Below are 11544 nucleotides of genomic sequence, written 5' to 3' on the forward strand. Positions count from 1 at the left end.
GGTATGCCTGGGGATATTCCGGTCCAGCTCCAAACAAGCCTTCAATTTTAGTACGACGCTAGTCGCGTACCTGGTCATCAGCCATGCGAGGAGGTCCTGCGGGGGCACCGGAACCATTGATTCCGGAGCTCTGACGTGGAGGTACGTCATCCTGACGAGATCTGCCCCACACCTCCACGTAACACAGCACAAGACGCCCTGCGAGCCTCGCGTTCGGCGGTGCCCGGGAACGGGCATCGTGAAGTGGGGGCCGTGCGACGCGGCCTTGGCGCTCCACTTCGGATATTCATATGGGTCGACGGTCAACCGCCGTACAGCAGGCCGGTGTTCGGCTTACGCGCGGCACTCGGGACCCCTACGATTCATCTGCCCCACGGCCGCGGACGGCCGCGGGGCGAGCTTGCGTGCCAGGAGGCGGCGAACCCGAACAGACCCGGCAGAAGCGGACCGAGGGGGGAAGTGGCGGTGGCGACATCCGAACGCGCCCGTGCCTGGATGCTGCCGGTGTCGGTTCCCGGCATCGTGATCGGCGGGGTCGGACTGCTGGGTCTCGGCCTGCTGGCCGGGCTGGCGGTGGATCCGTCCGCGCTGGTCGGCACCAGCGGTTATCTCTTCGGCGCGGGCCTCCTGCTCGCCGTCGGCCTGTACGGCAGCACGTACTCGATCGACCTCGAAGCCGTGCGCTCCGACGTGCCCGGCGTGGTGGCGGCCGTGACGCTCGGCGTCGTCCTCAAAGCAGCCCTGATCGCAGGTGTGATGGTGCTGTCGTTCCGGCGGCCCGAATACCTGGTGCTCGGTATCGCGGTCGCCCAGATCGACCCGCTGTCCGTCGCCGCCCTCTCCAGAAGTGGACGCATGTCGCCGCGCGCCCGCTCACTGCTGACGGCGTGGGCGTCGTTCGACGACCCGATGACGGTACTGCTGACGCTGTATGTCGCGAGCTACGCCTATACGAAGGCGGGGTACGAGGGCACACCGGCGGTCGCGGGCGGCGGCGCGCGCGGTTACGCGACCGGGCTCGCCCTGAACGCCGCACTGCTGGCAGGGGTGTTGCTCCTGTGGTGGGCCGGCCGGAGGGTGGCGGCCACGGTGTCCGCCTCGCCGCGCGCCCGGAGTGCCGGGGCGGCTTCGGCGGGGCTGCTGGTCGTGGCGATGCTGGTGCTCGCCGCGGGGAACATGCTGATGCTCGCGGTGGCCGTGGCCGGACTCGTGGTGCGTACGGCGGCGTTCGGCAAGGTGCTCGACCGCGCGGTCGGCGGCGCGTTCCTGGCCGCGTTCCTTGCCCTCGGACTGTTCCTCGCCCAAGGCGTGTCGCTGCTGACGGGGTTCGTACTGGGCGTGGCCGCGTTCGGAGCGCAGGCGGTGGTGGCGCTGGGGGTCATGCCCCTGTTCGTACGGGGTCTTGAGCGGCGGGACTGGATCGCGCTCGGGCTCAGTCAGCAGAACGGCATCACGGCCGTCCTCATCGCGCTCACCCTTGAGCGTGACTTCCCGGGCACGGTCGCCACCGTCGGCCCCGCCGTGGTCACCGTCAACCTGCTGTACGGCACGTCACACGTACTGCTGGCACATCCACCGAGCCTGCGGCGAAGGCGCGGCCACCGGGAACTCGACGCGGACGACGAGCGTCCCTCCCCATGCGAAAAGCCGCCGGTGCCGGAGCCGTTGGCGAACGGCCGGTCCCCGGCGTAACCGCTGTCCGTACCGGCAGGGGAGCCAGTCGAGGGAACCGGCGCACGGCAGTCGCCGGACGGGGAGAGTCCGCATGGGGCAGGGGATGGGGCACGACTTACGGGCGACGCGCACGGCGGTCGCCGTCGGGGCACTCGTGCTGTTCGGGGTACTCATGTGGTGGGGCGTCACCCCCACCCCGGCGTTCGCGGCGCCCGGGGCATCCGGGGAGCGCGACGCCCAACTCGTGTACTGCCTCGACACCGCGCACCGCGGCGACCTCGTCACGGCCGCCGTACGCCTCGGTCTGCTGAAGGCCGGCGCGACGGCCCAGGACACGGTCGTACCCACCGCGGCCGGTGGACGCATGACGCTGGAGAAGTGGGCCGAGCGGAGCCAGGACGACTTCGGACGGGCGTGCTCCGCGCTGATGGCGGCCGAATCCGACACCCCGGGCGCGGCGGCCGGCGGCACCGCGGAGGACGGCTGGTTCGTGACGTTCCTGAAGTCGCTGCCCCTGCTCGGGGCCGGCGCCCTGCTCACCCTCGGCGGACAGTTCTCGGAGCGCGTGTCGGCGGAACGACGGCGGCTCACCCAGCAGTTGGGCTCCGGCGCGGCGGCGTTCCGGACAGCGGCGGGGGAGTACCTGGCGAACTACGAGCGCCGGCCCGACGCCGACCACACGGTGGTGCTCGCCGCGCGTGACGCGCTGATCGGTCCCCTCCTCCAGGTGCCCGGACCCGGCGCACGGCGCGACACCGCCCGGCGACTGGCCGTTGAGCTGCCGCTGGCCTGTCCGCTCCCGAGCGCCCGCGACGGCGCGTTCCTCGGCCAGGGCGCTCGCGCCCAGGAGGCACAGGGCGTACGGCAGTCCGTGGAGCGGCAGCTGCGCACCGTGTCGGACCTCAACGGCCGTGCGCTGTACTGGAGATGGCGTACTTTGCGGGCACGCCCCGCTCCCGCGACCCCGGGAGCGTCCGCATGAACGCGCCGATCCAGGACAACCCGTACGGGGTGTACGTACCGGGCAGCAGACAGAGCCTGCCGGGCTTCGCCGTCCCGCCGAGGGACGACCACCCGCTGGTGCCGTGGGAGGACGAGAGCCACGCCGGCCAGTGGGTGGACGTCGACCACGCGCGGGAGCAGCTGGACCTCTTCGAGCAGTGCCTGCTCAGACTCGCGGACCTGGTCACGCCCGGCGTGGACCAAGGGCGCCTGGTGGTGGTGACCGGGCCGGTCGGCATGGGCAAGACCACCCTCATCCACCAGTGCATCTACCGGGCCGGACAGTACATCGCGCGGCTGAACGAGCTGGTCCGCACCGCGCCGCCCGGCACCCGCCGTCCGCCGCGGCACATCGTCGCGATGACCGCCGGGTACGGCAACGACGGCCGCGCCATCAGCATCGACGAGAACGGCGACTTCGCGTCGACCCCGACCATCAACGCCACCATCCGCGACAAGGTCGTCGCCACACTGCGCACGCAATTGGCCGGCGCCGGACTCGATCCGGCGCTGTCCCAGGAATCCCCGCTGAAGGCGTTCAACGCGATCAGCGCCCTGCTGGCCCAGCACGACGCACTGCTGTTCGCCGTGGTTCCCCACATCGACTGGAAGGACGTGGGTGTGCGGACCAGATTCCTCAAGACCTGCTTGAGTCATGCACAGAGCCGGATCGTACTTCTCGTCGAAGTCAGCCATGGAACGACCGAGACGGCGAACGAGGTGGTCGCGGAGCTGCTGCCCAGCGCCGCGGTCACCCACCTCGCACTCGGCAGCCTCAGGCCGGAGGACACCTTGAAATTCAGCCAGAGCGCCCGCTCGGGCCATCCCGACCCGGACAGCGCACCCCCTCGGACCGCGCAGGGCCTCAGGGACGAGCTGCTCCGGGCCCACGAACAGTGGCAGCCCGCCGACGTACGGGAGTTGCGGCGCGTCTTCCACGCGGTGGCCGAAGGACAACGACACGCGGGAAGACCCGTGCGGATCACCGCCGACGAGCTCACCCGGCACACGTCGGGACGGTCCGGTCCGGACCTGGCGACCCTGCGGCGCACCACACCCGGCCCCACCGCGCTGCCCCATCCGCCCGGCCCGTCCACGGGCTCCTGACCCGGCCCCGCACCCCCGCACCCGCACCCGCCCGCCCCTCGCATCGACGTCATCGGAAACACGAGGAGTGCCATCGTGGCCTCAGTCAGTGGAGACATCTGGCACGACAACCCCTTCCCGCTGATCCCAGTCGTGCGCCTCGGCCCCTCGGCCGACCTCGGGGCCGCGCCGGTCGAAGCGGCGGACTCCGGAAACGCGACCGTCGGCACGCCGACCCTCGAAGAGCTCTCCCAACTCGTCGACGACTACCTCACCGAACGTCCCGTCGGTGGCCGGCGCGGGAGGACGATCGCCCTGGTCGGCGACTTCGGGCTGGGCAAGAGCCACGCCCTGCGCGAGGTGTACGCCGCGCTCGGCGCGCGCCCGGACGGCCCCGCGATGTGGATCGTGGACGAACCGGCCCAGGACATGGGCCGGATGTACCGGGACCGGCTGCGCGGCCCCGGCGACACCTCCCGCGGACGCCGCGCCTTCGAGGAACTGGTCCGGGACTACTACGCGTACGTGACCGCCAACCGCGTCGGCGAACAGGGCAGCGATCCGCGCCTGGGCACACTCGACGAGATCGCCGCGGGACTGCGCGACCGCAGCCTCGACCCGGACAAAGTGGTGTCGGCGCTGCGCTACGACCCGGAGGTGATCCACGCGGACCTGCGCGGCACACTGGGCGAGGTCACCGAGCACCGCCGCTTCGCCACCGCGCTGGCGCTGCTCCAGGAGCCGCCGTTCACCAGGATGGTGTGGAAGTGGCTGAACGGCGAGGAGCCCGCCGAGCCACTGCGCGAGCGCGGCATCACCGAGGCCATCGGGCCGTCGGGCGGGGCCGGCGGACAGCAGTACGCCGCGGCCGGCATAGACCGCGTCTTCGACGCGCTCGCGGTACAGGGATTCCTGCACGGCCGGGTGGGTAGCCCGTATGTGCTGCTGATGGACTCCCTGGAGAAGGTTCTGGACTGGCCCGAGGAGAACCGGCGCACCTTCGTGGACGCCTTCGAACGCCTCGTCAACATCTATGCGAGCCGCGGCGGTCTCCTGGTGTTCTGCGTCTCGCCGGACGGACTCCAGGCGCTGCGGGCGAGCGTGCACGAACGAGTGGTGCAGCTGTGGCCGACCGGCTTCAGCGAGCGCCTCACCGGGGAACTGGTCGCCGCCTACGTCGGGGCGGGCCCCGACCGGAGCGTTCCGCGGCCGCGCCGGTCCTCCGGACCGTTCGGCCCGGACGCGCTGCGGCTGCTGTACGAGCTGACCGAGGGCGTACCCCGCGAGGTGCTCAGGACCTGCCGCCAGGCCTGGCAGCTCAGCGAGGACCGCGACGGCGCCGTACGGGAGGTGACCGCCGCGGCCGTACTGGAGGCGGTGAGCTTCCTCCACGAGAAGGTCTCGAAGCGGGAGGTCACGGCGGACGTGCACAAGGCCCTCGACCTGGGGCAGTGGCGCATCGCCTCCAGCGACCCGGTTCCGGCCCGGGTGTCCTCCCCGCCGGACACCGACGAGGAGGTGCTGTACTGGCTCGCCCCCGCCCCCAACACCTATCTCGCGGTGATCCTCACCCGCTCCGTCCTCCTCGCAGGCGACGCGGAACGGATCGCCGCCCATGTGCACGGACTGCGCAACGCGGTGCATCCGGCACGGTTCGAGGCGCTGCTCGTGGTCAACGGCCATGTGTCACAGCCCATGCAGGACCGCCTGGCGCGCTCGATCGGCTCCCGGCCGCTGGTGTACCGGCAGGGGCCGTTCGCGCAGAGCGTCGACGAGGCGCTGCGGCAGCTCGGCAGGCGGCTGGAGGAGGTACGGCGCGAGGAGGACCTGGTCCAGCTGGGCGAGCGGATGCGCCGCGACCTGGAGCGGCAGACCGCCCAGCTCACCGAACTGCGCCAGGCGATGGACACGTTGACGCTGGAAGCGCGCCCGGGTGCGGTGCCGCGGCGCACCGAGCCCTCCACGCCGCAGCTCACCGGGCCGGTGCCCGAGTCCCCGTCCGAGCCGGAGCAGGCCGCCGCCGATCTGCCGGGACCGGTGCGACGCCGGTTCCGGGAGGCGCTGGCGGTCCTCGACACGGTCACCCGGCGGGTGGCCGGGCGGACCATGACGCGACGCAGCGCCGCGACGCCCGCGGAGCTCGGCGCGCTGGGCTGCGCCACGCTGGTACGGGCGCTGACGGAGGATTTCCGGGGATCCGTCGCGGCCTGGCACCGCACCGCGCTGCGGGGTGTGCCGACCGACGACCAGCTGAGCGAACTGCGCCGGATCTGCCGGGAGTACGAGACCGCGGTCGAGGTGCTGCCGGTGCATCTGCTGGGCAGCGCCGGCCAGGCGCACCCGTTGACGGCGGCCCGCACGGTGGAGGTGCTCGCCGAGGAGGTGTGGGGCACGCTCAGCGCGGCGACTGTGCCGTGATCTCGCCCAGCGCGTGCGCGAGCCCGTGCAACCGGGCCTCGGCGCGGGCGACCTGCGTCTGGTCGAGGGTGACACCGACGACGAACTCGCGCGGCGAGAGCCAGACGACGTAGACCGCGCCCTCCTGCACATCGAGGACGAGCCGGTCGATGGGCGCCAGACCGGCCGGGGCCGGCGCCACGAGATGCAGCGCGTCGGTGAGGCGGACCACGTGGCCGCGCAGGCCCCGCGAGAGGTCCCGATAGGAGGTGCGCCGACTGCGCACGCTCACATCCATGAAGCGCGGACCGAGTTCGGGCGCGTCGAAGACGTCGCCGACGCACACCAGCGTCCAGTCGCGGTAGTAGCCCGCGTACTGAAGGTCGCTGGTGTTCACATGGTGGTGCCACAGCGAGCGCAGCCGCTGCTCGTAGGCCGGGACGGGCGCGGCGGCCGTGCCGAAGTCGACGCGCAGCGCCGCGTTCTCGGTGTCCGCGGAGACGAGCCGGGGCTTCACCTCCGGGTCGCCCCCGGGCAACTCGTCGGGCAGCCTGTGCACTTCGGTACGGATCCGGGTGACCAGGCCGTTCATGGCGTCGTCCATGGCGGGGACGCGGTCGGGGCCGTCAGCGAGCGCCGCCAGGTACTCGCCGGGCTTGACCCGCCCGCCCCACAGGCCACCGCGCCCGTTGGCGACGACGGTGCGCATCAGCTCTCCGGTGCCCAGCGGCCGCAGCACCGCGCCGAGGTCCTGGGCGCACAGCAGCAGCCGGCTGCCGGGCAGCGACTCGTCGTGCAGGTCGTCGTCGGCCTCGGTGACCAGACTGCTGAGGGGGGCCCGCTCGGCGCGGCAGACCACGAAGTCGAGGATGCCGTTGCTGTAGTGGGACAACGACCGGATCTCGGGGGCCGCGACGGCCGCCTCCTCGCACAACTCCGTGATCCAGCCGTGGCGTTCGGCCGACCAGTGATACTCCCTCAGGATCTCCGTGCGGTGCGGTGCCGGGGCTGCCACGTGCGCTCGCCTTTCGCTGGGGACTGCGGGGACGCCCGTGCGGGCCGGCGTCCCGTGCCGGTGCCTTCCTCGTGTCCGTGTGTCCGTCTTCTTCTTACAGCCCGGGCAGCTCCAGGTCGATGTCGAAGCCCGACGGAGGCACCGGGCGGGATGTGTCGGATCCGGTCAGCCGTGCGTGGTGGGCCCGCACCCGCCGACCGTCGGGGCGGTGTGCGACGCCGAGGTCGCGCAGCCGGTTCAGGGCGCTGCGGGCGAGTTGGGCGGCCTCGTCGGTGCGGTCGGCCGCGGCCAGGGTGGCGGCGAGGGAGTTCTCCGCGACGGCCACCCACGGGTGGGACTGGCCGACCTTGTGGGACAGCAGGTGCACGGCGGCGCGGCCCTCGTCCTCCGCGCGCTGCACCTCGCCCATCGACCGCAGATACACCGCGTGCCGGACCTGGCTGAGCCCCGTGTAGGGGTGCCCCACACCGAACCGGGCCGCCAGCGCGTCCCCGCACTGGCGCGCCTGCTGTTCGGCCTCCTCCACCTTGCCGAGGGCGTGCAGATCGGCGGCGTAGCTGAACTGGCAGCGCAGCGTGTCGAAGCGGTCGGCGCCGAAGCGGCTGACGTACAGCTTCAAGGCCCGCAGGTCGCGTTCGTGGGCCATCTCGAAGCCGTAGCGGGGGTCCTTGACGGCGGGGAAGCCGTCGGCGAGGCGGCGCTCGCTGACGGCCAGGCCGACCTCCGTCTTCAGGCGCCCCCCGTCCCAGGTGTCGCCGTACCGGCGCAGCCGCTGGCGCAGCAGGTCCCGTGCCTCGCCGTCGCGCCCGCTCATCCGGTACAGGTAGGCGAGCAGATCGGCCGAGCGCCAGGCGATCGGGTCCTCCTTGCCGCCGACGGCCTGCCGGTAGCGGAAGCGTGCCTGGAGACGGCCCAGGGCGACGGAGACACGTCCCGTGAGCGCCTCGGTGAGGGCGAGGTTGTGCTCGACCTGGACCGTGGCGGGATGCTTCGAGCCGAGCAGCAGCGTGAGCCCCTCCATGGCGGGCCTGATCTGGATCAGGGCGTCCTCGAACCGGCCGAGGGCCCGCAGGGTCGCGGCATGCGAGTCGGCCGACAGCAGGGTGCGCGGGTGGGTCAGGCCGAGCAGCCTGCGGTGACCGCGCAGCGCCTCCTGGGACAGCTCGCGGGAGCATTCGTTGTCGCCGCCCAGGCGGTGGGCGCGGGCGGTGAGGTTGAGCAGCCGCAGGTACTCGGGCGTCTGCTCGTCGCCGTCGGCCTGCCATGCCTCGCGGGCCTTCCCCGAGATGTCGAGGAGGCGGGCGAGGTCGGCGCTCTCGCCGCGCTGGCTGAGCGCGTTGAGATGGCGCAGCATCGAGCGGCGCACCCGGGGCCGGGAGTCCTCCCACAGCCGCAGCGAGTACACCTCGCGCGCCCAGTCGGCGGGCAGGTCCTGGTCCTCCTGCGGTACGTACTCGGCGAGCACACTGCGCAGCACCGACTCGACGTGCTCCCGCTTGGCGGGGTCCATGCCGTCGCGGATCAGGTCGCGCAGCGCGTGATGCTGTACGAGGGGCTGCTCCTTGCGGTCGAAGTCGACGTCGAGCAGCCCCACTTGGGCCAGAGCCCACAGGGCGACGCTCACCATGTGCTCGTCGGGCAGCTGTACGTCGTCGGGGTGCCGGTGGCGAAGGGTGCCCTCGGCGGCCTCGGGTTCGGCCGAGTCGTCGCGGGCCAGCTCGGACAGGATGCGGCGCGAGCGCAGCAGCTCCAGGCCCGTGCCGCGTCCGGTGAGCAGGGAGGCGGCGCCCAGCAGCCAGCCCAGGGCGTCGTGCGCGGGGCTCTCGGCGCGCCAGGCGGCGGCGCCCGGGGTGGCCCCCGCGACGTTCTGGGCCACCCGCACCATGACGGCGACGGGCGGTACGGAGCCGGTCTCACCGAGGAGTTCGGTCTTGCACGTGCGGTACTCGGCGAGGAGGTCCGCGACGGCCGCGCGGGCCGCCGCGTCCGGCCCCATGTGATCGTCGCGCCGGTGGGCGTCGGCCCGCTCGGCGAGGCAGTGGGCGGCCAGATGCAGGGCGAGCGGGACGGAGTCCACCACGCTGCCCACCTGTTGGGCCTGGTCCTCGGTGATCTCCGGGAGCCGTTCGCACAGCAGGGCGCGGCACTCGGCGGGCCTCATGGGTCCGATGGCGGTGGCCGTCATATGCGGTGGGCGGGCGTCCGGCTGCCGCTCGGGCGGCGCGACGCGGCTGGTGATCAGTACATGGCCGCGCTCATGCGGAACGGGCAGCAGACCGTGCAGCTCGGCGGGGTCCACCACACCGTCGTAGACGATCAGCCAGTTCCCCGAATCGGAGTCGGGGCGCGACAGGCGGGTCAGCAGCCGCGAGACGCCGCCGTCGGGCGCGACGACACCGAGCTGGTCCTCCGCGGTGCCGAGGCGGCCGGCGAGCCGGGCCAGACCGCGCTGCACCCGCAGCGTCTCCCAGGCGCGCACCCACCACACCACGTCGTACCGGGCGCCGTAGCGGTGGCACAGCTCCCGGGCGGTCTCGCTCTTGCCCCAGCCGCTGGGGCCGTGCAGCACCAGGCAGCCGCCTTCGCGGCCGGCTCCCCGCAGTTGCTCGTCGAGCGTCGCCAGCAGGGCGTCACGGTCGATGAAATCGCCGTTGCGCGGGGCGACGTTGGTGGTCTCGGGCAGCCGCGGGAAGCGTGCGCCGCGCGCGCCCTCGCGGGGCCCCGCCGGGTCGAGGCCGAGGGTGGTGCAGAGCAGCCGCAGCGCCTCGTCCTCGGTGGTGTCGCGCAGGTCGATCCGCTCGTGGTGGGCCGCCGCGGTGTGCGGGAACGGCTCGTCGACCAGGACGATCCGCACATCGGTGTGGGAGAGGGCGCCGATCTGTGCGAGCAGGGTGTCGTCCGCGTCACCCGGCGAGAGGAAGAGCAGGGCCGCACCGGCCGCGGGGCGCTCACCGGCGTAGGTGTCGTCCCTGCGCAGTACGGTCCGGACGCCCCGTTCGCCGAGCCGGTCCTGCAGCCAGGCCGCCCAGAGGGCGTGCCGTGCGGAGTGGACGACGGTGACGTGGGTGAACCGGGCCGGGCGGCTTACCCGAAGCCAGTCGGCGAGCCGCTCGTAGTAGGGACGCAGACCGGTGACGGTGCCGACGCCCTCGGTCTCGACGGCGAGGCTGCGGCTGTCCAGGTAGAGGGGGTTGTACGGGATCTCCAGAAAGGGGAACTCGCGCTCGTCGCGGGCCTGGGCGAGCGGTCCGAACTTGCGGCGCACCCGTTCCCGCGCGTCCCGCAGCCGGTCGTGGACCCCGACGTCGCTCTTGAGCCCGAGGGTGAGCACCCGGACGGGCCGGTCGGCCTGCGTGCCGGACAGGTCCTCGGCGAGGGCGGCGGCACCGTCGATGGACCAGGCGGTCAACGCGAAGCAGATGACGATTGCGTCGGCGAACCCCACCAGCCGGGCAGGTTCCACGGCGTCGGGAGCGTCCGGCACCGGAGCCTCGACGAGGACGTGGTCGTAGCGGGCCGCGACGGGGTCGCCGGCGAGCGCGGTCAGCGCCGCCGGGGTGGTGAGTCTCGCGGTGGAAACCAGCCCGGCCACCGGGTCGGGTACCGGCAGGCCGTCCGCCGGATCGCCGGAGCGGCCGTCCACGAGCAGCACACTGCGGTTGCCCTCGGCGAGGATGTCCGCCGCGTTGCGCAGCGTGGTGCTCAGCCCGAGGTTCTCCGACGTGGTGAAGAAGATGGTGAACGAACCTGCGCGGTCAAGGGGGTTGGCGTCTGGCATGACCTCTCCGCTCGGCGCGGCACAGCAAGGGAAGGTGGACATAACGGACATGCGAGGGTGTCAGTATAGGGCTCGCCACCCCACCCCCGGCTGTGCGCAACCCGGTCTGCGTCAGATCCGCGGGTCGCCCGCACCCCGCCCACTTCGCTCACGCGCTCTCGGTGTGCCCGGTGACGAACGGGTCGCCCGCCGCGCAGCTGTCGTGCACCCGGCGCAGCAGCGCGCCGAGCACGGAGTCCGGCAGGGCGGCGACGTCTTCGAGTGCCAGTCCGGCGATGTCCAGGACGACGGACTGGGCGTCGGACCCCGGACCCCGGCCCTCGCCCTTACCCGGCTCGGCGGGGGTGGCTCCCTCGGCAACTGCCATGGTGTCCACTCCAGGATGTTCGTGGACCGCTGTGCGGCTGCGGCCCGCCCCGCGTGGACGCGGAGCGAGTGACCGATGTCCACTTCAGCGTAACGCCACCCCCCGCCCGCGCGGCAGCGGTCGTGCACCCCGTGCTTCGTCAACTGCCCGCAATACGGAACCCGTTGGCTCATTCGTGATGTTGACGCTCGCCGCACCCCGAACGAATACTGGTCAAACAGAGTG

At 72.5% G+C, this 11544-nt stretch carries 7 protein-coding genes; 4 read left to right on the forward strand and 3 right to left on the reverse strand.

The window, feature by feature from the left end; genetic code table 11:
- The first annotated feature begins 465 nt into the window (after positions 1-465).
- The 4 genes from OIC96_RS38330 to OIC96_RS38345 all read left to right on the forward strand — a co-directional run bounded on the left by OIC96_RS38330 (position 466) and on the right by OIC96_RS38345 (position 6180).
- On the forward strand, positions 466-1692 hold the full coding sequence (locus OIC96_RS38330) for a hypothetical protein (RefSeq protein WP_330303424.1): 1227 nt from the start codon (positions 466-468) through the stop codon (positions 1690-1692).
- A gap of 73 nt (positions 1693-1765) precedes the next feature.
- The gene (locus OIC96_RS38335; RefSeq protein WP_330303423.1) at positions 1766-2656 is read left to right on the forward strand and encodes a hypothetical protein; all 891 of its coding nucleotides are present in this window, start codon (positions 1766-1768) and stop codon (positions 2654-2656) included.
- Positions 2653-3783, forward strand: coding sequence for a hypothetical protein (locus OIC96_RS38340; protein ID WP_330303422.1), 1131 nt, complete (start codon positions 2653-2655; stop codon positions 3781-3783). The genes OIC96_RS38335 and OIC96_RS38340 overlap by 4 nt, the downstream gene beginning before the upstream one ends.
- Positions 3784-3858: 75 nt before the next feature.
- Positions 3859-6180 carry a hypothetical protein gene (locus tag OIC96_RS38345; RefSeq protein ID WP_330303421.1) on the forward strand — a complete coding sequence of 774 codons (2322 nt, stop codon included), beginning with the start codon at positions 3859-3861 and terminating at the stop codon, positions 6178-6180.
- On the opposite strand, the gene OIC96_RS38350 is transcribed toward OIC96_RS38345, so the two are convergent.
- The 3 genes from OIC96_RS38350 to fxsA form a co-directional block, all read right to left on the reverse strand.
- The gene (locus OIC96_RS38350; RefSeq protein ID WP_330303420.1) at positions 6158-7174 is read right to left on the reverse strand and encodes a hypothetical protein; all 1017 of its coding nucleotides are present in this window, start codon (positions 7172-7174) and stop codon (positions 6158-6160) included. The genes OIC96_RS38345 and OIC96_RS38350 overlap by 23 nt on opposite strands.
- A gap of 94 nt (positions 7175-7268) precedes the next feature.
- Positions 7269-10952: an FxSxx-COOH system tetratricopeptide repeat protein gene (gene fxsT / locus OIC96_RS38355; protein ID WP_330303419.1), complete on the reverse strand. Its 3684-nt coding sequence runs from the start codon at positions 10950-10952 to the stop codon at positions 7269-7271.
- A 148-nt stretch (positions 10953-11100) separates the two neighbouring features.
- Positions 11101-11319 (reverse strand): FxSxx-COOH cyclophane-containing RiPP peptide, encoded by a 219-nt coding sequence (gene fxsA / locus OIC96_RS38360; protein WP_330303418.1) that lies wholly within the window; start codon positions 11317-11319, stop codon positions 11101-11103.
- Positions 11320-11544 lie beyond the last annotated feature (225 nt).

It is taken from the genome of Streptomyces sp. NBC_00775 (genome assembly GCF_036347135.1).
Taxonomy (GTDB): domain Bacteria; phylum Actinomycetota; class Actinomycetes; order Streptomycetales; family Streptomycetaceae; genus Streptomyces; species Streptomyces lutosisoli.

What these genes read in the sequence shown, in the direction of transcription:
- OIC96_RS38335 (WP_330303423.1), top strand. Translation starts at nt 1,766, where the DNA reads ATGGGGCAGGGGATGGGGCACGACTTACGGGCGACGCGCACGGCGGTC.
- fxsA (WP_330303418.1), bottom strand. Translation starts at nt 11,319, where the DNA reads ATGGCAGTTGCCGAGGGAGCCACCCCCGCCGAGCCGGGTAAGGGCGAG.
- OIC96_RS38340 (WP_330303422.1), top strand. Translation starts at nt 2,653, where the DNA reads ATGAACGCGCCGATCCAGGACAACCCGTACGGGGTGTACGTACCGGGC.
- fxsT (WP_330303419.1), bottom strand. Translation starts at nt 10,952, where the DNA reads ATGCCAGACGCCAACCCCCTTGACCGCGCAGGTTCGTTCACCATCTTC.